The 23,934-nt window shown below is 50.1% G+C and carries 14 protein-coding genes and 1 pseudogene; 14 read left to right on the top strand and 1 reads right to left on the bottom strand.

Annotation, left to right across the window (positions count from 1 at the left end):
- Positions 1–47: 47 nt before the first annotated feature.
- From AC6ESO_RS17295 to AC6ESO_RS17270, 6 genes are all read left to right on the top strand, one after another.
- Positions 48–875 (top strand): transporter substrate-binding domain-containing protein, encoded by an 828-nt coding sequence (locus AC6ESO_RS17295; protein WP_494821326.1) that lies wholly within the window; start codon positions 48–50, stop codon positions 873–875.
- 117 nt (positions 876–992) lie between these two features.
- Positions 993–1,640, top strand: coding sequence for an ABC transporter permease subunit (locus AC6ESO_RS17290; protein ID WP_494821325.1), 648 nt, complete (start codon positions 993–995; stop codon positions 1,638–1,640).
- 14 nt (positions 1,641–1,654) lie between these two features.
- Positions 1,655–2,377 carry an ATP-binding cassette domain-containing protein gene (locus AC6ESO_RS17285; protein WP_494821491.1) on the top strand — a complete coding sequence of 241 codons (723 nt, stop codon included), beginning with the start codon at positions 1,655–1,657 and terminating at the stop codon, positions 2,375–2,377.
- A 43-nt stretch (positions 2,378–2,420) separates the two neighbouring features.
- The gene (locus AC6ESO_RS17280) at positions 2,421–3,950 is read left to right on the top strand and encodes an O-antigen ligase family protein (protein WP_497092437.1); all 1,530 of its coding nucleotides are present in this window, start codon (positions 2,421–2,423) and stop codon (positions 3,948–3,950) included.
- Positions 3,951–4,021: 71 nt separating this feature from the next.
- Complete coding sequence (locus tag AC6ESO_RS17275; RefSeq protein ID WP_497092436.1) at positions 4,022–8,758, top strand: S-layer homology domain-containing protein; 4,737 nt, start codon at positions 4,022–4,024, stop codon at positions 8,756–8,758.
- 204 nt (positions 8,759–8,962) lie between these two features.
- On the top strand, positions 8,963–11,554 hold the full coding sequence (locus AC6ESO_RS17270) for an S-layer homology domain-containing protein (RefSeq protein WP_497092435.1): 2,592 nt from the start codon (positions 8,963–8,965) through the stop codon (positions 11,552–11,554).
- Between the two features lie 55 nt (positions 11,555–11,609).
- On the opposite strand, the gene AC6ESO_RS17265 is transcribed toward AC6ESO_RS17270, so the two are convergent.
- The gene (locus tag AC6ESO_RS17265) at positions 11,610–12,842 is read right to left on the bottom strand and encodes an aminopeptidase (protein WP_497092434.1); all 1,233 of its coding nucleotides are present in this window, start codon (positions 12,840–12,842) and stop codon (positions 11,610–11,612) included.
- A 163-nt stretch (positions 12,843–13,005) separates the two neighbouring features.
- Here AC6ESO_RS17265 and AC6ESO_RS17260 point away from each other — a divergent pair, with 163 nt between their 5' ends.
- The 8 genes and pseudogenes from AC6ESO_RS17260 to AC6ESO_RS17225 all read left to right on the top strand — a co-directional run bounded on the left by AC6ESO_RS17260 (position 13,006) and on the right by AC6ESO_RS17225 (position 23,870).
- The gene (locus AC6ESO_RS17260; protein WP_091224408.1) at positions 13,006–13,323 is read left to right on the top strand and encodes an MGMT family protein; all 318 of its coding nucleotides are present in this window, start codon (positions 13,006–13,008) and stop codon (positions 13,321–13,323) included.
- A 23-nt stretch (positions 13,324–13,346) separates the two neighbouring features.
- Positions 13,347–14,255: a DMT family transporter gene (locus AC6ESO_RS17255; protein ID WP_497092433.1), complete on the top strand. Its 909-nt coding sequence runs from the start codon at positions 13,347–13,349 to the stop codon at positions 14,253–14,255.
- A gap of 174 nt (positions 14,256–14,429) precedes the next feature.
- The gene (locus tag AC6ESO_RS17250) at positions 14,430–16,754 is read left to right on the top strand and encodes a hypothetical protein (protein WP_497092432.1); all 2,325 of its coding nucleotides are present in this window, start codon (positions 14,430–14,432) and stop codon (positions 16,752–16,754) included.
- A 35-nt stretch (positions 16,755–16,789) separates the two neighbouring features.
- Positions 16,790–18,532: an ABC transporter ATP-binding protein gene (locus AC6ESO_RS17245; RefSeq protein WP_497092431.1), complete on the top strand. Its 1,743-nt coding sequence runs from the start codon at positions 16,790–16,792 to the stop codon at positions 18,530–18,532.
- Between the two features lie 162 nt (positions 18,533–18,694).
- Positions 18,695–20,503 (top strand): ABC transporter ATP-binding protein, encoded by a 1,809-nt coding sequence (locus tag AC6ESO_RS17240; RefSeq protein WP_497092430.1) that lies wholly within the window; start codon positions 18,695–18,697, stop codon positions 20,501–20,503.
- A 412-nt stretch (positions 20,504–20,915) separates the two neighbouring features.
- Positions 20,916–21,899: a phosphotransferase family protein gene (locus AC6ESO_RS17235; protein ID WP_497092429.1), complete on the top strand. Its 984-nt coding sequence runs from the start codon at positions 20,916–20,918 to the stop codon at positions 21,897–21,899.
- Positions 21,900–21,924: 25 nt separating this feature from the next.
- Positions 21,925–22,788: pseudogene (locus AC6ESO_RS17230) on the top strand (SDR family NAD(P)-dependent oxidoreductase).
- Positions 22,789–22,808: 20 nt separating this feature from the next.
- Complete coding sequence (locus tag AC6ESO_RS17225; protein ID WP_497092428.1) at positions 22,809–23,870, top strand: S66 family peptidase; 1,062 nt, start codon at positions 22,809–22,811, stop codon at positions 23,868–23,870.
- Positions 23,871–23,934: the final 64 nt, after the last annotated feature.

The raw sequence follows: 23,934 nt of genomic DNA, 5'->3' as shown, positions 1-23,934 counted from the left end.
TTGATAGAATCTTAGTTAATTAAAGCTACTAAATAGGGGGAAGCAGAATGAAAAAGTGGTATATTATAGCTATTCTTACACTAGTGACAGCAGTAATTCTCTCTGGTTGCGGCGCGAAGAGCAGCAACAATAACGCAGGAAGCGAAGCGGGCAACAGCAGTGACGCTACAACGTACAAATTCGCAACAGATGCGGCTTATGCTCCAATGGAATATATGGACAAAGACAAAATCACAGGCTTCGATATCGAGTTCCTTGATGAAGTGATGAAGGAAGCCGGCATCAAGTATGAAGTGGATAACACGGGCTGGGACGGAATGCTGGAAGGCGTCAAGCAAGGCACGGAATATCACGCGGGTGTCTCCAGTATTTCGATTACGGATGATCGTAAACAAACGTACGATTACTCCATGCCGTATTTCGAATCGATCAACGTCATCATGGTGAAGGAAGGCAGCGACATTAAGAGCGCACTTGACCTGAAAGACAAGAAGGTTGCGGTTCAAACCGGTACTACTGCTGATATCCTTATGACGAAGATTATGGGCAACAGCAACACGGATTTGAAGAAGTTCGACAGCAACGCGGTTGCTTTGCTTGAGCTTGATCAAGGCGGCGCTGATGCAGTAGTTGCGGATATCGCGATCGTACGTGATTACATTAAGAACAACCCGGACAAGAAATACGCAGAAGTTTCGGATACTACAAACTTCACGCCGGAGTATTACGGCATTCTGTATCCGAAAGGCAGCGATTTGAAAGCGAAGCTGGATCCGGCGATCAAAGCGATCATCGAGAACGGCAAATATGCAGAAGTGTATAAGAAATGGTTTGGCGAAGAGCCGAATACGGCGAATCTGCTAAGCGCGAAGTAATAGGGACGCGAAGGGCATGCGTTAGTGGCGCATGTCCTTTGTTCTTGTCCATTTAAGGAGTATTCGCTGTAGCTTAGGCTAATCATCGGTGTAGAGAAGACGAAAGGGCGAATTAAGATGGATTTTAGATTTGATATTATTTGGGATTATGCGCCGCTTCTATTGAAGGGGACGCTCTATACAATCTTAATTTCTTTATCGGGCATTCTGCTTGGTTCGATTCTTGGCTTGATCGTTAGTTTCGGAAAAATGTCGCGTCGCTGGTTTCTTCGGTGGCCGATGCAGTCGTACATCAACTTCTTCCGTGGAACGCCGCTGCTTGTGCAAATCTATATCGTGCACTTCGGTCTTGTTCCGCTCATTTACGGGAAAACGAATGCCATTGTTGCGGCTATAACCGCCTTATCTTTGAATGCTGCAGCCTACACGGCTGAAATATACAGGGCTGGTATTCAGTCCATCGACAAAGGTCAGACGGAAGCGGCCAAATCGCTTGGTATGACCCATGCTCAAACGATGCGTTTTATCGTGCTGCCGCAGGCGATCAAACGGATGATTCCGGCTTTCGGAAATGAATTTATCGTCCTTGTGAAGGACTCTTCACTGGTTGCCCTTATTACGGCGCCTGAAATTATGTATTGGAGCAACGTCATGAAAGGGCAGTACATCCGCGTATGGGAGCCGTACCTGACTGCCGCGTTCATTTACTTCATTCTTACTTACTCATTAAGTAAGCTGCTCAATGCATTGGAAAGGAAAGTGTAATGCACATGAGTCCAATAATTCAAGTTACCGGGTTGTCGAAAGCGTTCGGCTCGAATGTCGTGCTCAAAGATATTAATGTCGACATCAACAGCCAAGAGGTTGTCGTTGTCATCGGCCCCTCCGGATCAGGGAAATCGACGTTTCTGCGTTGCCTTAACCTATTGGAAGAGCCGACCGGCGGCAATATTGTGATCGAAGGCAAGTCCCTTATGGACAAGAATACAAGCATCACCAGTATCCGTACTGAGGTTGGCATGGTGTTTCAGCAGTTTAATTTGTTCCCGCATCTGAAGGTGCTGGACAATATTACGCTTGGCCCGATTCAAATTCGCAAATGGCCGATTCAGAAAGCGCGCGCCAAAGCGCTTGAGCTTCTCGATAAAGTAGGCTTGGCCGACAAAGCGGATGCTTATCCGGCTTCGCTGTCCGGCGGTCAATCCCAGCGCGTCGCCATCGCACGCGCACTAGCGATGGAGCCGAAGATCATGCTCTTCGATGAGCCGACATCGGCGCTCGATCCGGAGATGGTTGGTGAGGTACTCGCGGTTATGAAGCAGCTCGCGAAGGAAGGCATGACGATGGTTGTCGTCACGCATGAAATGGGCTTCGCCCGCGAAGTAGGCGACCGCGTCATCTTCATGGAGCAGGGCTACATTGTCGAGCAAGGCACGCCGGCGCAGATTTTCGAACGTCCGCAGCAGGAACGGACGAAGGCGTTCTTGTCGAAGGTGCTTTAAGGAACGGAAGTTTGAGTGGATGTAGTAGGAGTTTAGCATTCGCATGTCGAACCATGTAACTATGACCACATTGACGCAAGAAACCAACAAATCAGATACACTTTTATATTGTTTATTGACGGCCTACCTCTGGGTAGGTGCGTTCTGCGCAGGGTACTTCTTTGAAGTACCCTTTTTGTCGTTAAATACGCTGCTATTCATTGGCTTGGCTTATTCTATTTGGCGTTCCGTACCGCTGCGAGTGACCATGCTTCACGGTCTGTTATTGCTGCTCATTTGCTGTTATTGGATCTCGTGTATCTGCGCGGTCGATTTGGAAGGGGCAATCTTGGAAGCGGGGCGAATTTCGAGCTTATTGCCATTGGCTATGATGTTTGCGTCACTTTCCAGAGTCAAACGTGATGCACTCATGAGACAGTGGGCATGGCTCGGTGCTTTCCTCACGATATGGGGACTTGCGTTTGGATTATTCCGAGAAGGGCGGTTGGAGTCGACATTTGGCTATGCCAATGTACTGGCAATTCTCATCCTGTCCGGAATTGGACTGGGATGGCGCGCGTATTTGCAAGGGAAAGGGAAACGATATATTGCCCTTATCGCGGTCCAAGGAATCGGACTGTTTCTTACTCAGTCACGTGCGGTATTGCTGTTATTGCTGCTCTTTGCAGCCATTGAAGCGTCACGATATTGGCTTCATGCTGATCGTAAGCAGATTAGAGGCTGGGCTGCTGTCGTGGTGGGGCTCGGTTTATTGATTCTATTCGGTATGATTGCTGCAGTCGGTCAGCGTTATGCGAGCCGAATTATGAATATAAGCTGGGGGGCAGATGAATTTGAGCTTCGCCGCATCTATTGGGCGGACAGCTGGCAATTGATCAAACGGCACTGGCTTCTCGGATATGGAGGTGGCGGCTGGGCAATTGTGCACCCTCCGGGTTATTTTGTGAAGTACGTCCATCAATTCTACTTACAGCTTGTACTGGATGTAGGCGTCCTTGGACTGTTGGTTTTCATGGCATTCATAGCGCTTGCTGTAAGTTCGGGTACTCGTAGATTCGATCAGCATAGAATTCCGCTGATCTTGTTTATCGCGTTGCTGCTCCACTTGGGCTTTGATATCGATTTTGCTTTTCCGCTTTGCGGTGGATTGTTCATCATGCTGGGCTGTGATCTACTGCCTGAACAAGAAGCTCGAACTGTAGTTTGGCGCGGGGCTCGAGCTCTACTTCTGTTATTGTGCCTACTCGTTGGCGTATGCTTCGGCTATGGTGCTGTTGGTTATGGAATCAAATCACAGGGGGTAAAGACTGCCGCCGTAGTTGCGGACAAGCCGGATCAAGCAATAGCTGCGCTAAGAAGGGCTGGCGAACTGCTGCCTTGGATACATTCGGTGCATTATGAGCTGGCGAAAGTATATATAAATTACATGAATAGGACCAAGGATCGATCCTATATGGAGTTAGCCCGTCAGGAGATAGATCTAGCGAATCGGATTCTTCCCGAGTACTCGGTCTATCAGCGGATGCAGAAGTCTATTTTTTCTACACAAAATCTTAAAAAATGGGAACGTTGATCTATTTAATTGTTGAAATATGGTAGGTTGTCTCTTAATATGGGAAGGTATACATCTACTAGGGGGAATAAATGTTGAAACGATCCATTATGCGCAGAATAAGCATCGCTGTGTTGAGCTGCTTACTGCTCACTATTTGCATGCCGGTTTTGGCTTATGCAGCCAGCTTCATCAAGATTGATTATGACGCATCTACCGGAAATGTTTCCGGCGAGATTTATTCGGACTCCGATACGGTCGGATTGTCGCTAAGTGAGAATGGAGAATTTCTCGACATCGCAGATAAGGTGAACATAACGCCAGGTTCATACTTGGTGCGTGACAATGTTTACGTTCGTGACGATGTTTATTCGTATCGAATTCATGGCAATATCGGAACGGGGCATATTCTGGATAAAATATCGGTGTATGAGGGACCGGATCTTTCGAAGGTAACCGAGTTGACGCCATCCGTAAGGGATGATGTCTATTATTCGGCTGAGCAGAATGATGTTCCGCCTGTACCGGAGATCCATGGCGGATTTAATTATTGGTATGATTCCGGTAAGACGAATGTATCTTTTACATGGTACGCTCCGATCGTATTTGATCTGGACCACTTTAATGTATATATGGACGGAGTCAAAATAGGGGAATCGACGAGTGCCTACTACGAGGTGCTGCAGCTAGAGCCGCTAAGCGTACATAGTTTTGAAGTTTCGATGGTAGATACAAAAGGTCAAGAATCGCAGAAGAGCAAAGCCTACAAACTGCGTGTTCAAAGTTACTATAATCACATCGAATTTATGAACGAAAAACCAAAGGGCTATACGTTGCAGGCTGGGGATTCCCTTGTAACGCTTAATCCGATTGATAAAAATGCGGAATCTATTTATTCGAACGATGCAACTGTATCTTATTTGACCGTCTTGCTTGGACAAGCATCGACGGGCAAAGCTTCCGTACCGTTTACGTTGAATCAAGAACATCTGTCGGCATCCGATTTCGAGTTGGTTGATAGTCAGAATAACAGTCTTCCTATTAGTACTCTGAATATTTACCCCATAGATGGAAAATATTATTTAGCCATTGAAATCGACGGAGGATGGGATTTCTCGGAGACGTATACATTGCGAATGGCGGACTCCATCGATGGCGATGAAATCAGCTTGCCAGATGCGAATTCTAACTCTCTATTGATGGCTGCTTATCTGACCGATAACAGTTTCTCTGATTTAACACAAGTGTTCTTCAGTGACTACAAGACAGACCTGGTTGTAGGCGATGTAACTCTTATCGCACCAACGGCACCTGTGCTTGAGACAGGATATTCATATTGGCACAATGTCGAAGGGACTCATTTAGAGATTAGCTGGAAAGATGAGAATTTAGCAAATGCCGACCATTATAATATTTATCAAAATGGCGAAAAAGTTGGTGAATCCTCGACTTTGTCCTATACCTTCAATCAAATTAAGCCGCTCAGTATTCAAAGTTTTGAGGTTACCTCGGTAAATCGAGCAGGTATCGAATCCGAGAAGAGCAATCCTTACAAACTTCGTGTACCTAGCCCGTACAACAGGCTTGATTTTATTAACGGAAAGCCGAAGGGCTATACCATGAAGGCCGGAGACGTTCTTGTCACATTTAATCCTATCGATAAATCAGCTGAAAGTATTTATTCAGACGATGCTACTCAATCCACTTTTATGGTTCATCTTGGAGGAGTACACACGTATGTCAATGGTGAGTGGAGTACCGTTCCATTCACTTTGAATCGAGCTCATCTGACAGCAGCGGATTTTCAATTGGTTGATAGTCAAGGAAATCAAATGCCAATCCGAGGTATGAACGTCAATGGGGAAGACGAGCCCTACTTAGTATTTTCAATTGATAGCGGATTAGATTTTTCTGAAACGTACACCCTGCAGCTGTCAGGCTCTATTTACGGAGATGAAATCAAACTGCCGGATACGGTCACGGATTCAATGTTAATGTCCGCTTATCTATCTGATAATGATTATGATAATGGTACTAATATAACTTTCGGAGATATCGACTCTGAGTTGGTGTTAACCGATGGATCAGATGTATCGGCACCAGCAAAACCGACCGGCCTGGAAGGACTGGCTGGCGATAAGTCGATTACGGTATCATGGGCTGCGAATTCAGAGGAAGATTTGAATAACTACAAGATTTATCTGGATGGTACATTCTTCGCACAAAGACCGGCAGGTACGACAAGTTATACCTTAACCGGATTGGAGAATTTCAGGTCCTATAATGTCAGTGTCTCTGCAGTTGATCATGCGGGTAATGAATCGCCTCAAGTTTCTATCACATCTATGCCTGAAGGAGCCCCGGCGATACCGGTTTTTGAGAATCAATATGGCTTCTCTTATGATGGCGGAGGGACGAGCTTATCTATTCAGTGGTTAAATGTAGGAGCGGCAGTAGGACTGGATCATTTCAATGTGTATCAGAATGGTGAAAAAATAGGTGAAACCAAGGAAAAGGTATTTTTTATTCATAATCTTGCACCGCTTAGCCTCCAAAGCTTTGAGGTTACAGCAGTAGGTACGAACGGAATGGAATCGGACAAGAGTGATGCATTTAAGATTCGAATTCCGAGTGTGTTTAACAGCATTGGTTTTATTAACAGCAAACCTAAGGGCTACAAGCTGAAAACGGGGGATACTCTCGCTACGTTTAATCCAATCAGTAAATCGGCTGAAACCATTTATACGGACGATGCTACTACTTCCTTTTTGAGTATTGGACTTAACGGTGTGAGTTCTTTAAATGCAGGTGAGCGTATTACGATTCCTTTTACCTTGAATAAAGAACACATATCGGCATCCGACTTTGAGTTGGTTGATAGCCATGGCACCGAATATCCAATAAGCAGCGTGGAAATTTTCGGAGAGGAAGATTATCACTTGTATTTCATAATCGATAGCGGATTGGATTTCTCTGAGACCTATAAGCTTCGGATGACGGATTCTATTGATGGGGATGAAATTCGTCTGCCTGATACCATTTCGAATGCAATGGAAATGTCCGCCAATCTTACAGACAACGATCATGAGGAACTGTTCACGTTCGTGAATTTCGCAGATGCCCGATATGATCTTGTTGTGGGTAATGAAGCACCTTTAAAACCGACGGGACTGGAAAGTGTTGCCGGTGACGGCAATGTAACCGTGTCCTGGACAGCGAATACAGAAGCAGACTTGGCCGGATATAACGTATATCGAGACGGCAAGTTGGTGACGGCAAGCCCGATCACAGCGACAAGTCTCAAGCTTAATGATTTGGAAAATGGCAAGACGTATCAAATCAAGGTTACTGCAGTAGATACGGCAGGCAATGAGTCGGAGCAAGCTGCAGTCAGCGCTACGCCACACGATCAAACAGCACCAAAGAAACCGACAGGATTGCAAGCTTCTGAAGGTGACGGCAATGTAACCGTGTCCTGGGCAGCGAATACGGAAGCAGACTTGGCCGGATATTACGTATATCGGGATGGCACGTTGGTGACGGCAAGCCCAATCACAGCGACAAGTCTTAAGCTTAACGATTTGGAAAATGGCAAGGCGTATCAAATCAAGGTTGCTGCAGTAGATAAATCCGGCAATGAGTCGGAGCAAGCTTCGGTAAGCGCAACGCCACACGTAAGCATTATAATTGGTGGGGGCGGAGGAATTATTATGCCGTCCACTCCTGAAGTACCGGGTACCACAGTAGTAGCTCCAGGCGATCTTAAGAAAGATGGAGATAAAGTAATTGTCGAGCTTGGAAAAGATGACTCAGGTGTACTACTTCCGGCAAGCGCCGATGCATATACCGGCGCAAGTGAAATTACGGTCGGAAATGATACGGTGTCTGCAGTGATTCCGAATGAGTTGATTACGGAGCTGCAAGGGATGATACCTGCAGATGCATTGAAGGATGCACAAATCTCGTTCTCCTTCGAGAAAGCATCAGAAGACACTGTTAAATCCGTGCTTAATGGTGGTGCCGGAACGGCGAATACCAATGTGAAACTAGCCGGAGATGTTTTTGAATTCACGCTCTCTATTAAGACAAAAGACGGCAAAGAAGTGAAGTTGTCCAAATTTGATGCTCCAATTACGCTGAAGCTGAAGGTTGCTGATGGAGCCAACACAGAACTACTCGGCGTGTACTACATCGGCGACGATGGTAAGCTGGAGTATGTTGGCGGCAAATTGGTAGACGGTTTCTTGGTTGCAGACGTAAGTCACTTCAGTAAATACGCGGTTCTGGAATTCAAGAAGAGCTACAGCGATATAAGCGCAACCCACTGGGCAGCGGATGCCATTGCGAAGCTTTCTGCAGAGCATGTGGTAGAAGGCGTAACCGATTCGTTGTTTGGACCGAAGAAAGAAGTCACTCGTGCTGAGTTTGCAGCGTTCCTGGCACGCAAGCTGAACCTGAAAGCAAGCGGCGAGAATAAGTTCAGCGACGTAGCAAGCGGCAAATGGTATGCAGATGAAGTGACTGCAGCAGCCGAAGCGGGAATTGTGCAAGGGCGTACTGCTACTACATTTGCGCCGGATGCAAAAGTAACGCGAGAAGAGATGGTCGTTATGTTGATGAAAGCATACGAGGTTATCTCAGGCAAGAAAGCGGATGTTCAGTCGGCTGATGCGGCATTTGCGGATCAGAGCTCCATCAGCGCATGGGCTGCAAATGCTGTGAATGCAGCATTCAAGCTTGGCTTCATCAAGGGACGCGAGCAAAACAGCTTCCTACCTAAAGGCTATGCAACGCGCGCAGAAGCAGCGCTTCTGATTGCTAAGCTCTAAACTTGTAAGTAAAAAGCACTAATCCTCTTAAGGATTGGTGCTTTTTACGTTCCGGAAACTCCGTCTATTGGCACATCCGGAAGGTCTACTGTTTCGACACTATTAATTGAGAAAATAGGAGAAAATATCTACTATTATTATTGTAAATTGGAAGAGATAGACTTAATATGGGATAGGATGTATCCAATATTAGGAGGGGCCTAATTGAAGCCAAATCGTTTACGCAAAATCAGTATTGCTATACTTATGATTCTGATACTGAGTATTAGTATGCCGATACTCGCCTTTGCAGCAAGCGTGATTAAGATTGAGTATGATGCGTCGACAGGTCAAATTTCGGGTTCAATCTATACCGATTCCGATACTGTTGGACTGACGATGGACGAAGACGGGAATACCATCGATTTGACGAATGATTTTGTCGTGCAAGATCCTCATTCTGTTCGTGATGCTGTGTACTCCTACCGGATTAACGGAAATCTTGGATTGGGTAGGGTTATTGACAAAATAACGGTATCCGAGGGTGAGAAAAAGACGGAAATTACACCATCCGTTCGTGATGATGTCTATTATTCCATGGAGCATGATGATGTTCCGGCAGCACCGGTAATGTCTCAAGGATATGGATATGGGTTTGATAAAAATCACATTTTGACGTTGTCTATAGGCTGGTGGAATTCAGAGACAATTATTGATTTATCCCATTACGATGTGTATCTCAATGGGGAAAAGGTAGGGGAAACGAAAAATAAAGGGTTCGAGTTTACGGGTTTGCAGCCGCTAAGTATGCAGAGCTTTTCAGTCATTGCCGTCGATAAAGCGGGCCAAGAATCTCCGATGAGTAATGTATTTACGATAAGATTGCCTAGCACGTTTAATTCGATTGACGTAGACATTAATAACAAGTCGAAAGGCTATACGTTACAGCCGGGGGATCCCATTGTAAGGCTTAACCCGTTGGGAAACTCAGATGATACGAATTATTCAGTCGGTTCTTCCAACTATTTATTTGTGGGTTTGGGCCTTGCCTATGAGTACAAGAAGAACGCGCCTAGTGCTAGTGTTCCATTTCATATCAACCGGGAGGCATTGTCCGCCTCTGACTTGGAGGTAGTGAAGAGTGATGGAACGGTAGTACCGATAACGGATCTAGTTGTGTATGAAGATGAGAATTCCTACTTTTTACTTCAGATGCAATTTTCGGGAGATTTAGATATACATGATACGTTCACACTCCGAATGTCCGAATCGAGTACAGACGAGATTAGTTTACCTAATGCCAATTCCAGTCACATGTTTATGTCTTTCTCCTTAGTGATGTACGACTCAGGTCTTGATGTTGAACCTCCTCTAGATTTTGGATATTCGAGTTCATTTAATGTAGGTGACGTTACCCCGCCAGCGAAACCGACAAGTCTGCAAAGCACAGTCGGTGACGGACAAATAAGTGTAACATGGGACGCAAATAAAGAAGAGGATTTAGCGGGCTATTATGTTTACCTCGATGGAGAATTGCTTACTCCGAATCCAATAAAGAACAATAGCTACAACTTGACGGGGCTTGCGAATGGAAAAGTTTATCATGTAAATGTTTCCGCAGTGGATAAAGTAGGTAATGAGTCTCTGCAAGCATTTGTATACCCTACTCCTCAAGCCAGCTCTAACAGTGGAGGATTTGTATTCATTCCATCGACGCCGCCCGATGTCCCTGGTAAGAAAGTAGTTACTCCAGGTGACCTGAAGGGTGAAGATGGCAAAGTGAATGTATCGCTTGGCAAGGAAGATACCGGAGTACTGCTTCCGGCGAGTACGGATGCATTCAGGGACGTGGAACAGGTGACAGTTGGTAATGATCAACTGTCCGCCGTGATTCCAAGTGAACTGATAACGAAACTGCAGAGCTTGGTTTCTTCAGACGAGTTGAAGGACGCGCAAATCTCGTTCTCCTTCGATAAGGTAACGAAGGAAGAGGCTCAATCCGCGATCAGTGAGTCTATAAACACGAACGTGAAACTCGCCGGAGATGTTTATGACTTTACGCTCTCCATCAAGACCAAGGATGGCAAAGAAGTGAAGCTGTCCAAGTTCGATGCTCCGATTACGCTGAAGTTGAAAGTAGCTGATGGTGCAAAGACCGATCTGCTAGGCGTTTACTACATCGGCGACGATGGTAAGCTGGAGTATGTCGGCGGCAAATTGGTAGATGGCTTCTTGGTAGCGGATGTAAGCCACTTCAGTAAATACGCGGTTCTGGAGTTTAAGAAAACCTACAGCGATATTAGCGCAACCCACTGGGCAGCGGACGCTATTGCGAAGCTTTCCGCAGCGCACGTGGTAGAAGGCGTAACCGAATCGTTGTTTGGACCAACGAGAGAAGTGACTCGCGCTGAGTTCGCGGCATTCCTGGCACGCAAGCTGAACCTTAAAGCAAGCAGCGAGAATAAGTTCAGCGACGTAGCAAGCGGCAAATGGTATGCAGATGAAGTTACAGCTGCTGCTGAAGCAGGAATTGTACAAGGACGTACCGCGACAACATTTGCGCCGGATGCGAAAGTAACGCGCGAAGAGATGGTCGTCATGCTGATGAAAGCATACGAGCTTATCTCAAGCAAGAAAGCAGATGTACAGTCGGAAGATGCGGCGTTTGCAGATCAGAGCTCTATCAGTGCCTGGGCTGAAAATGCTGTGAATACGGCATTCAAACTAGGCTTCATCAAGGGACGCGAGCATAACAGCTTCCTTCCGGATGGCTATGCGACCCGCGCGGAAGCAGCGCTTCTGATCGCGAAGCTGTAATACAGTGAAAAGCACCAATCCTGAAGTGGATTGGTGCTTTTTTACGCCCTGCTTATTAGAACGCCCAGTTGCCGTTGCGGAACAGCGTTTCTTTCGTGCCGTCAACGCGTTCGCCTTCGATGTTCAGCTCAGCGGAGCCGATCATGAAGTCAACGTGGACAAGGCTGTTGTTCAGGCCGTTAGCGACTTGCTCGTCTTCGGACATCGTTTTGCCGCCTTCGATACAGAAGGCATAGGCTTTGCCGATCGCCAAGTGACAGGAAGCATTCTCGTCAAACAGCGTGTTGTAGAACACGAGGTTCGTATCCGAGATTGGGGAACGATGGGGAACGAGCGCGACTTCGCCGAGGTAAGCGGCGCCTTCGTCCGTGCCGACAAGGTTCTTAAGCACTTCAAGTCCTTCTTCGGCTTGCACGTCAACGATTTGACCATCCTTGAACGTCAGCGAGAAATCCTTGATCAGGTTGCCGCCGTAGCTAAGCGGCTTCGTGCTGGACACGGTGCCGTTCACGCCGCCTCTGAGCGGAGCCGTGAAGACTTCCTCTGTAGGCATGTTTGCTACGAAGATATCGCCTTTCGCGTTCTCGCTGCCTGCGCTGATCCAGATATGGCCCGGTGCTAGCTCAATCGTGAGATCCGTTCCCGGAGCTGTGTAATGCAGCTTGCGGAATTTCTTCTCGTTCAAGTGCGATGCTTTTGTATCCAGCACTTCAATGTGCGACTTCCAAGCGGCAACCGGATCTTCTTCGTTCATGCGGGTTGCTGCGAAGATCGCATCCCAGAGCGCATCCTCTTGCTTGCTTGGCTCCACATCAGGGAACACTTTTGCTGCCCAATCCGGGGATGGAACGGCAACGATGGACCAGCTGACTTTGTCGGACATCGTGTAGCTTCTCCACGTCTTCAGCGCGATACCTGCCGCTTTGTTCGCATTCGCGATCCGCTCAGGCTTCGTGCCTTTCAGCAGATCCGGGTTAGGTGCGATGATGCTGAGGAATGCCGCGTTATCGGCAGCCATTTGCTCCCAGCCCTTCGCACGCCACTCCGGATATTCTGTGAAAGCTTCGTCTGGGGCAAGCTCGTATTTGGTGCGAGTGACGACATCGTCATTCCACTCTACGTGTACGTTTTTGGCGCCGACTTCATAAGCTTTCTTCACGACAAGACGCACGAAAGGCGCGCATGACAGGGATGTACTAATAACTAAGGTTTGGCCGGGCTGGACATTTACGCCGACCTCAACAGCAAGAGCTGCGTAACGCTCGAGTTTCTCTTGAAAATTAGGCAATAGACTCACTCCTACGGGACAGAATAAATTTATTCTAACATATAAGCCTACCTTTTCCCTAAGGGGGGAATTTTGCCGAGGGTAAACGGGGAGAATGCTCAACTTTGCTTGCAGGGGCGGGCTGTGTAGGGTGTATACTAATAGAGATTAAAGGAGGTGCGTCATGACACCATTTACGCAACAAGTCATTGCAGTTATCGCGAATATCCCATCAGGCACGGTCATGACGTACGGTCAGATCGCGGCACAGGCCGGCAGCCCAAGAGGGGCGAGGCAAGTGGTTCGCATTCTTCATTCCATGAGCGAGAAGCATGGATTGCCGTGGCACCGCGTCATTAACGGAAAAGGCGAGATCGCCATCGGCGACGGTGAAGGGCGCTATATGCAGCGTGTCCTGCTTGAAGGCGAAGGCGTGTATGTAAGTCCTGCCGGCACGATCGATTTGGGGGAATACCGATTCGAACCTGAACCGAATTATTAAGGAATAGAAAGAAGGATTACAGGTTGCCCAGACTCATCTATGTTGCGCTTCTGCTGTTAAGTCTCATTTGGGGCGGTTCGTTTTATTTTATCAAACTATTGCTGCATGACTTTGGCCCGTGGTCGATCGCGTTTCTGCGTTCATCCTGCGGACTGGCTGTCGTGCTGCTCATTATGCTGATCTTCAAGAAGCCTTTCGCCTTCCGGAGCCTGCCGTGGCCGGCGATGTTTATTATGGCCCTGATCAATACGGCGCTGCCTTGGACGCTGATCGGATTCAGCGAGCAGCATTTGACGAGCAGCATGGCTTCGATCTTGAATGCGATGACGCCGGTGTGGACGATTATCGTGGGCATTCTCTTCTTCCGGAGCAAGTCGCATTACATGCAGTGGGTTGGCATTGGCGTAGCCACAATCGGTTTAGTGATTCTGCTCGGCATTCGGCCCGGCGCGCTGCTGTCGGTCAACGGCATTGGCTTAATCGGCATGCTCACCGCAACGTTCTGTTATGCAGTAGGATCGCAATTGTCCAAAAGACTGTCTGTTCGAGGCTGCTCGATGTACCAAATTACATATGGCACGCTGCTTAGCAGTGCGATCGTCAGCGGTACACTCGCTTTCTCTACAGAATCCATTACATGGCCGCATTTGACCGATATGAGCAATGTACCGCATATTATCGGGCTTGGGATATTTGGTTCGGGTTTGGCCTACATCTTGTTCTACTATATGGTCGAGAAGGGCAGTGCAGAATTCGCTTCGATGGTCACGTATTTGGTGCCCTCCACGGCGCTGATCTGGGGTTCGGTCCTGCTAAACGAAGCAATCAAGTGGAACATGCTCGCCGGGCTTGTTATTATTCTCTTCGGCGTCTTCCTGGCAAGCCGGAAACCGAGACGAGAGGCTGCGTTGAAGCCGCGAAGTGCTCATTGAACAAGCTCTTGTAACGATAGGTTCAGACGATAGACCCGCCTTTGGCTGTCAGTTTGGTTGCAGCTTGATGGCGGGTTTGCTTTTGGCCATATCGTGAGGTTCGGTTGTTACGGGTAGAAGGATATATCCAATTTCCGGCAAATTACTATAAGAATACAGGGAGGGAGAATAGATATGAGGTACAATGGGATGTTCGACACAGAGCGGATCCTTTCCACCGGGCTTAAAGCGATAAAGGTAGGAAGCAGGACGCTCGCAGATGCAGAGGCAGTGCGTGGAGACGCTAACGGCGCTGAGCATGAATTCCGTTTGGACGAGGGCTTGTTGAAGTTGGCGGAAGCGCCGCAGGTATTCGAATTTGAACCTATAAGGGAGCTTGCATCGCAAGGTTTACTAGATGTTCGCAAAGTGCAGCTGCTCTATACACCGGACCACTCCTGTGAGATCGACAAATTCGCGATCAGCTTCGGCTTCCTGCAGGATGCTCCGGAACTGTGGGATGAGGCGAAGCGCAGCTTCCACTGGATTCCGAATATTAAAGCAAAGCCCGAGCATGTGTCCGGTCAGCATGTATTCCGATCTCCTGCAGTGATCCTGACGGCGGAGCGTTATGGGGCGGTACTGGTTCCGGATTTGCGCGAGCTCAACGAATATCCGCAGTGGCATCGTTACTTGGATTTACGTTTCTCGGATACGCAGAATCTTGGCGACGCGAAGGCGCCTGTCATTGAGTATGGAATAAAATCCCTTGTGCCCACAGAGCATACCTACTATAAGCCGGATGGCCAACCCTTCAGCGTAAAGGCGGAGGAGGGGATTAAGCTCTCGTTTTATTTACTTGTTTTTGAAGGCTGTACACCGGTTCAAATTATAGACAGCGCAGCATCACTGCTATGGAACACGAATGCGCCGGACTATGAAACGAGCGTAGTTCCGCAGACGGTAAGATTTGAGAAATATGCGCAGTATGGGAACGGCATGGCGCTGCAATATTTGTGGAGACAAGGACCAGCGGCAGAAAAGACGGGCGGTATAACGCTGACCACTTATCGAAGAGAAGACGGCGTGATGAGCGGGCGCGAGTATCCGGATGATCTCTGGTTTCATTCGTGGTTCAACAATATGCGTACGGCCGTGGAGCTTGCGGATTTCGGATTGAGGCTGAATCGGAATGCATGGGTGGATAAAGCAGCGCAAATTGCCGAATGCTTGGTTGCAGCTCCCCAACAAGAAGGGATATTTCCTACGATTTATAGGCCGCAAACGGGGGAATGGGCAGCATCCAGCGGTCATGGAGGCGGGCAGCAGCTATACAGTGTGCCGGATTGCGCATGGTCCGCGATCTGGCTGCGGAGCTATGTGAGGGAGTACGGTGGAGTCAGCGGGGCAGATGAGTTTCTCAGCGGCTTGAGAGGTTTTCTCTTTGCTCATCAAAGTGATGAAGGCGGCTTTCCATGCTGGGTGAACAAATCGGATCTGTCCGCAGATCCCCGGCTGAACAACAGCGCTTCGGGAGCGCTTGCCGTATGGTTTGTGGGTGAGGAACTGCTGGCAGGCGCGGTGCCGCAGGAGGAACATGAGAAGGCGCGGCTTGCGGCAATACGCGGTGCGGATTACTTGATTCAACATGTTCTTCCGGAGCAAAAATTCGAGGACTTCGAGCTCTATTATTCTTGTTCGAGTAAATCCCTGGATTACTACGATCCGTTTACTTGCATGTATGGTCAGAACACGCTAGCCATCCAATGGTGTGCGGAAGCATTCCGAGTCGTCTATTCTTTAACGGAACGATTGGAATACTTGGAAGCAGGCAAGTTTTGCATTCATTTGTTGTCACTCTATCAGCAGGTATGGAACCCGCCGTTTATTAGTCTCTATGCCTTTGGCGGCTTCGGCGTAATGAACACGGATGCGGAGTGGAATGATGCCAGACAAGCCCAGTTCGCCGAAACGCTCGCGAATTATTATGAGGTTACGGGCCGCTTTGACTTCTTGAGACGGGCCGTTGCGGCGGCACGAGCTTCTTTTGCGCTGATGGTAATGGATGAGAATGCGGAGGTATGCCCTCGTAATTACGCAGGGACGGCAACGCAATTCGAGGTGCACGGGAGCTCTGCCGAGAATTACGGCCACGGGGGCTTCGATGAGAGATCCTATCAAAGCGGTTTCCATTGGGGGACGGGCAGTGCCTTAGTGACGGCCGCCAGGCTGAAGAAACGATACGGGGATCTCTTGATCGATTTAACGGGCAGACAAGCCATTGGCATTGATGGTCTGGTTGTGACCGATATGGAATTTGGTACGGATAAGATGACGATCAAGCTGATGTCCTTGTTACCGAGCGACAAGTTGGAGGTTGTTGTGCGAGGTGCGGATGATCAAGCTGCGGCAATCGTAGTTGATATCGAGGGGTATTCGGTTGAACAAACGGATAGGCCCGGATGGTACATGGCTGTACCTGTTGGTGCAATCCCGCAGCAAGAGGTACAATCGAAGTAGTAGCTTTTGGCAGAATGAATAAAGGGGGCAATATCTTGTCTTTCGTGACACGGCTTCAGTGGTTCTTCAAACTCAGATGGATGCATTACACGCTGGCCATCAGCTTAATGACGGTGGTCAGCTTGTTAACGACGGTTCCGCCGAAAATGATCGGGAACACCATCGACCGAATCCGCGAGCATACGCTGACGGCTTCTCAGCTGAGCAGCACCGTGCTGCTGCTCGTTAGTCTCTCATTGCTCTTATATGTGCTCGTTTATATTTGGATCACAACGTTGTTCGGCAACTCGGTGCTGATCGAGAAGCTGCTGCGCGGGCGTTTTCTGGCGCATCTGACCCGCATGACGCCGTCGTTCTTCCAGCGCAACAACACCGGTCAGCTGATGGCGCTGGCAACCAACGATATTCTCGCCATCGGCAACACGGCCGGGTACGGGGTTATGACGCTCGTGAATACGCTCGTTGGCGCATCGGTCGTCATCATTACGATGATTTCGTTGATCGACTACAAGCTTATGTTAGCGGCATTAATTCCGCTGCCGCTGTTGGCCGTCGTTATCAACAAGCTGGGACAGCGAGTGCGGGTGCGGTTCATGGCGGCTCAGGATGCTTTTGGCAAAATGAACAATCATGCGCTGGAATCGATCTCAGGTATCCGGGTGGTTCGTTCCTACGTGCAGGAGGAGCATGATCTGACTGCCTTTGACCGGGTGACGACGGAGGTTATGGATCGCAACCGTGAAGTTTCTATTCTTAATGCGCTGTTTCAGCCGCTGATCTCGCTTATTGTAGGCGTCAGCTACTCCATCGGCATTGGCTATGGCAGCTATCTGGTGTTTCACGATGAGATCACGCTGGGACAGTTAATCTCCTTTAATATTTATTTAGGGATGTTAATTTGGCCGATGATTTCCTTCGGCGAATTTATCAACGTGCTTCAGCGGGGGAGTGCTTCCGCGGACCGGTTGGAGCAGGCGTTTAAGCAGGAACCGGATCTTGTGGATGCAGCTTCGCCTGTAGAGGTGGCTGTCCCGACGACGATTGAAATGAAGGGACTTACGTTTACCTATCCAACGGCTAATCAGCCTAGTTTGCGTGAGGTATCGTTTACCCTTGAGCGGGGTCAAACTCTTGGCATCGTCGGTCGTACGGGAAGCGGGAAGAGTACGCTGCTGAAGCAGCTGCTAAGACAGTACCCCGTCGATTCGGACAAGCTGTTTATCTCGGGAGTGCCGGTTGAGCGCATCGCCATCGACCAAGTGAAACGCTGGATCGCTTATGTGCCGCAGGAGCATTTGCTGCTCTCGAAATCCATCAGCGACAATATCGCGCTTGGCAAACCGAAGGCTTCGGAAGCCGAAATCGCGAAGGCGGTCGAAATGGCATCCTTCACCTCAGATATCGCCACGATGCCGGAAGGACTTGGCACGATTGTCGGCGAGAACGGCGTCATGCTCTCCGGCGGACAGAAGCAGCGGCTTGCCATCGCGAGGGCGCTGCTCATTGATTCGGAGATTTTGCTGCTGGATGATGCTCTGTCGGCCGTAGATGCCAGAACGGAAAGCCGCATCCTGCATCATATCCGCCAGGAGCGGGCAGGCAAAACAACCTTTATCGCAACACACCGCCTGTCTGCCGTCAGCCATGCGGATTGGATTCTTGTGCTGGATGAAGGGCGTATCGTGGAAGAAGGCACACATGAAGAGCTGATGCATTTCGGCGGCTGGTACAGACAGCAATGGGACCGACAGCAGATGGAAGCGAGCTTGGAGGACTAGCAATACTAGGCACGGCCAGTGGCCGGTGTGAGCTAGGTCTGTCAATACTAGGCACGGCCAGTGGCCGGTGTGAGCTAGGTCTGTCGGGAAAGAGCGGCAACGCCCAAACTTGATCGCCAACAAATTAGCCCGCTTACGGGCATCCGAATTCAGGAGGTAGCTATGAATCCATCCACGACGAGAAGGCTTCTCGGCTATGCACTCGTCTACAAATACCGTATTATTGCGGCGCTGCTCATCCTTTGCATCGCGGTCGGCGCTGAACTTGGCGGGCCGTACATTACCAAAACCATCATCGACAAGCATCTATCGGTCGATGAACGAGATATCGGCGCAGTACTAAAGCTGCTGGGCCTCTACATGGGGCTGCTGCTTACAGCCAGCGTATGTAACTTTTCGCAGTCGTATCTGCTGCAAGCAACAGCGCTGCGCATCATTAAGAACATGCGGATCGACTTGATGCGGCATATCGGACGTATACCGCTGAAGTATTTTGACAACACGCCGATTGGACAGGTCGTCTCGCGTATCGCGAATGACACCGAAGCTGTACGTGATCTGTTTATGAGCTTCATGGCGACCTTCGTCGTCAGTCTTGTGCAGCTGGCGGGGATTTACACGGCGCTGTTTATCTTGGATGCACGCCTCGCGCTGTTCGCGCTGCTGCTGCCTCCGCTGTTCGTTGTCATCATGTATGTGCATTTGAAATATTCGAAGATCTTCATCACCATCATGCGTGCTCGGTTGAGCGATATGAACGCGATGATCAATGAATCGATTGTCGTCATGCCGATCATTCAAGCGTTTCGCAGGGAAAAGGTGACGATCGCGGAGTTCGAGGTGCTGAACGAAGACCGTTATGTGAATCAAGTCAAACAGTTTCGGGTATTTTCTCTGTCCTCACGTAATATCGTAGGCACCATCGGCAGCTTGGTTACTGCTTATGTGGTGTGGTATTTCGGAAGAGAGTCGCTGCAGACGGCGATTTCCTTCGGGGTGTTCTACGCATTTATTGATTATATGGGCCGGATCTTCCAGCCGATTATCGGGATATTCGATCAGCTGACCAATGCGCAGCGGGCTTTCGTTTCGGCCGAGAAGGTGTTCGCGATTATGGACATCGAAGGCAAGGAAGTTGAAGATACGGCAGGCGTTAACCGCCCGGAAGGCGTTGTGAAATTCGACAACGTGACCTTCGCTTATAAGGAAGGCGAGAATGTGCTGAAGGGCATCTCGTTTGAGGCGCGAAGAGGCGAGACGGTTGCGCTTGTCGGCCATACCGGCTCAGGCAAAAGCTCCATCATGAACCTGCTGCTCGGCTTCTATGAGCCGCAGCAAGGTGTTATCACCATCGATGGACGCGATATCAGCAGCTTCTCCAAGCAGGCTCTGCGCAAGCATATGGGCATCGTGCTGCAGGATCCGTTCTTGTTCGCAGGCGATATCAAGTTCAATGTCAGCTTGTACAACAAGGATATTAGCATCGACCGCGTGAAGGATGCGCTGCGCGAAGTCGGCGCCGCGCCGTTCATCGAGCAGCTGCCCGGCGGCTATGATGAGCAGGTCGTTGAACGCGGGAGCACGCTGTCTTCGGGGCAGCGGCAGCTGATCTCATTTGCTCGGGCGCTGGCGTTCGACCCTTCCATTCTGATCTTGGATGAGGCGACGGCAAGCATCGACAGCGAAACGGAAGGCCTGATTCAGCAAGCGCTGAAGGTTGTTAGCGAAGGGCGCACAACGCTTGTGATTGCGCACCGTCTCTCGACCATCCGCGAGGCGGATCAGATTCTCGTGCTGCACCGCGGCGAGATCGTGGAGCGGGGCAATCATCGCGAGCTAATGGCGCTGCAGGGCCGATACTTTAAGATGTATCAACTGCAAACGGGCGAGCAGGCGCCGCCGGCTTCAACGGATACGCTAAGCGGATCGGACAACGCCGCGGCCGCTGCTGCGGCGAGTAAGAGTTCGTAAATAGGAGGACCGTTTCAAAAGCGTGCAAGTCGACTTTTGAGACGGTCCTTTATTGTTGAACGATATAGCAGGGGGCGATCGATTGTTGCATAAAGTGCAACAAATGGGCCAGTAAGAGGGTTATAGAGTAGCTTATGTTGCTGGAAATGCAACATTTCTGAGCGGATGGGCATCAAGCAAGCCTAGTAAACGCAAAGTGTTGCAATATGTGCAGCATTTCCAAGAATAGGGCACATAGCCGACAAACATGTATCGGCATGCGCCAACCATCAGTCGCCACGCCGCCATACCGCTATGCAGCGTAGTAGCAATCTTCCCGCGATATCGTGCCGATGGTCGTTTCATCTATCTCGTTTTCCATGTACAATAGGCGGTATATGGGAAGGTTTCCCGGCAATGGAGGTGGCGCGCGTTGAAAGAAATCGTACGGCCGGATGGGACGCTGGATGATCGACGAATCTGGAGAAGAGATATTCTCTATACCGGGACGAACGGGAAGTGCGTGGAGCGCGTCTATGTGTCGCCGGAAGAAAGCTATATCTTCAAGCCGTTAACGAATGAAAGTCAGCTTGGGCAAGAGGCCTGGGTGTATGAACATATATTGAAGGGGATGTCTTTCCCTGTCATTTATCCGCAGCTGCTGGCAGGCTCAGAGCTTGCTGCAAGCGAGAAGAGCTGGCAGCTGTTCGAGGATCTCGGGCCACTTGAACACCAATTCGAAGAGAACGCCGCGCTCGAACTCATCTCGCATGTGGCGTGGTGGCATGCCTTGCCTGTTGAACATCTGCAGCAGCATCAACTGCTTGGGCCGAAGCCATTCGTCGAGGACATTGCGAAACAGGCGATGGATCGGGGCCGCCGTGATGAGCTGCTGGATGCGCTGGCGACAAGGTTCGAAGATGCAGAGTCAGTCCTGCAGCATCTGGAGTCGCTGATGATGCGATCGGAGACTGCCACCCGGCACTGGCAGAGAAACGTGATCTCGCATGGCGATCTACACCTTGGCAACTATGCGCGGGTGAAGGGGGCTGTCAGCGTGCTCGATTGGGAGCATGCGCATCTGAATAGCCGTTACTGGGATCTGTACCACTTGATCGATTCCACGCATCCCGTGTTCCCGAAGGCCATGACGCCTGCGCTGCGCGAAGAGCTGCTGAACCGGTATTTGCTTCATAGCGCGAATCATGGAATCAAGCTGGACGCAGATTCATTCAAGCAAGGCTATTACTTATTCACGGCGCTATTCTCGTTATGGATGGTGCTGCTGATTGACGGTGATCTGCGGCGTCTCGCGGGCGTTGACGGCAAATGGTCCATTAAGCAGCTGCAGGAACAATTGAAGGAGACGCTGGACAATTTCGAGCAATGCGTCGACATGTTAGTCACGCAATCATAATCCCTGTAAGGAGTGACTCCGGTAGATGACGAACAATAGGATTGCGCTAGTGACCGGCGCAAGCGGCGGTATGGGTAGGGCAACAGCGGCGATGCTTGCAGCGGAGCACGGTATGAAAGTATTCATGCTTGCGCGAAATCGGGAGAAGGAATAGGCGGCAGTCGACTACGTGAACCGCAAATCCGATCGCGGAGACGCGGAGCTGCTGCTGTGCGACCTGGCTTCCTTCGCGAGCATCCGAGAGGCTGCGGCGGAGCTGGCAAGCCGGACAAGCCATCTCGACGTGCTGGTCAACAATGCGGGCATCATTACGTTGAAGCGGGAAGAAACGGCAGATGGGTTCGAGCGGCAGCTTGGCGTGAACCATCTGGGGCATTATCTGCTGACGGGACTGCTGCTGCCGTTGCTGCGTATGAGCGAATCGGCGCGGATCGTCAATGTCTCTTCCGGCGCACATAAGATCGGCGCGATGGACTATGCAGATCCGGGGATGACCAAGAGCTTCACGGTCTGGCGCGCATACAGCCGCTCGAAGATCGCGAACATTTGGTTCACGAAGGAGCTTGCCCGTAAATTAAGCGGAACCGGCATCCCGGTCTATGCGCTGCATCCTGGTGTGGTTTCAACCGATATTGGTGTGAACCGGAACACGGGATTCGGCGGTCTCGTTCATAAGCTGATGCGGCCGTTCTTCCTGACGGCGGAGCAGGGCTCGGCGACAGCGGTGTTCTTAGCGAGTGCGGCTGCGACAGAGATTGGCGGCAAGTCCGGTGATTATTTCTACAAGCTGAAGCCAAGCGCGGTTGCGAAGCTGGCAGCATCCGCAGATGAGGCCGGCCGATTCTGGGCGTGGAGCGAGCAAGCGACGGGGTTCACCTATTCAATCTAATAGATGGGGAGGGCACGGAGATGGGGACGATTCAATATCCTTGGATGGCTGAGGGGGCTACGATCGGGGTTACGGCACCTTCGTCCGGTGTAGATCCGGCGGCACATGGGCTGCTGGAGCAGGTTAGTGAACGACTCGGCGAGAGAGGGTTCACCATTCAGTATGGCGCGACAACCTATACGCAAAATAAAGCGAAATCCGCTCCGGCGGCCGTACGTGCGCAAGAATTTAATGCGATGATGCAGGATGGCGGAGTCGATTTAATCATTCCGCCTTGGGGCGGCGAATTGTTGATTGAGATGGTGGATCAGGTAGACTATGATCATCTGCCCGCCAAATGGGTGCTCGGGTATTCCGATCTGAGCGTACTGCTGCTTGCAATTACGCTCAAGACCGGAATAGCGACGGCGCATGGCACGAATATTGTGGACCTCAGAGGAGTAGTGCCCGATGAGACGACTGCTATGTGGCAATCCGTTCTATCCACTAAAGCCGGCGAATCCTGTGTGCAGCATTCTTCGCTTCATTATCAGAAGGACTGGGTGAACGACCACCCTAATGTATTTAACCTCACGGAACCAACCTATTGGCGCAAAGTGCTGCCAAGCGGGGGGATCGAATCACCTGGCGGTGAGCACGATGAGCGGTTCAGCGGCAAAACAGTCATAAAAGGAAGACTGCTCGCGGGCTGCATCGATGTCGTCCGGCATCTGATCGGCACGCCGTACGGTGATGTTCGGCAGTTCAGAGAGCAATACATGCCCGGGGAGCCGGTGGTCTGGGTGCTGGAGAATTGCGAGCTGAACACCGCGGATGTACGCCGGTCGCTGGTCCAGATGAAGCTGGCCGGCTGGTTCGAGAACTGCTCCGGCATTCTGTTCGGGCGCAGTCCTGCAAATAGACCGGTCGAGAATTACACCATTGAGGACGTGTACACCGACTTGGCCGCTGAGCTCGGACTGCCTATTGTGATTGACGTCGATTGCGGGCATGTTCCGCCGCAGATCACGCTGATTAACGGAGCTTATGCGGAGATCGAAGTGGAAGCGGGCAAAGGGACGGTTAAGCAATCTTTTGTATAGCAGGATGTGCAGTGGGGAAGCTACCGAACATTCGGTGTTAGGAAGCTTCGGAAGGTAGGGATAG

It is taken from the genome of Paenibacillus rhizoryzae, from assembly GCF_059686995.1.
The sequence above is the reverse complement of the archived record's forward strand: the minus strand, read 5'-3'. Positions and strand labels throughout refer to the sequence as shown.

Excerpts from the sequence above, each read along its gene's own strand:
- AC6ESO_RS17260 (WP_091224408.1), top strand. The coding sequence starts at position 13,006 with ATGACACCATTTACGCAACAAGTCATTGCAGTTATCGCGAATATCCCA.
- AC6ESO_RS17290 (WP_494821325.1), top strand. The coding sequence starts at position 993 with ATGGATTTTAGATTTGATATTATTTGGGATTATGCGCCGCTTCTATTG.
- AC6ESO_RS17295 (WP_494821326.1), top strand. The coding sequence starts at position 48 with ATGAAAAAGTGGTATATTATAGCTATTCTTACACTAGTGACAGCAGTA.
- AC6ESO_RS17250 (WP_497092432.1), top strand. The coding sequence starts at position 14,430 with ATGAGGTACAATGGGATGTTCGACACAGAGCGGATCCTTTCCACCGGG.
- AC6ESO_RS17275 (WP_497092436.1), top strand. The coding sequence starts at position 4,022 with ATGTTGAAACGATCCATTATGCGCAGAATAAGCATCGCTGTGTTGAGC.
- AC6ESO_RS17240 (WP_497092430.1), top strand. The coding sequence starts at position 18,695 with ATGAATCCATCCACGACGAGAAGGCTTCTCGGCTATGCACTCGTCTAC.
- AC6ESO_RS17225 (WP_497092428.1), top strand. The coding sequence starts at position 22,809 with ATGGGGACGATTCAATATCCTTGGATGGCTGAGGGGGCTACGATCGGG.
- AC6ESO_RS17280 (WP_497092437.1), top strand. The coding sequence starts at position 2,421 with ATGTCGAACCATGTAACTATGACCACATTGACGCAAGAAACCAACAAA.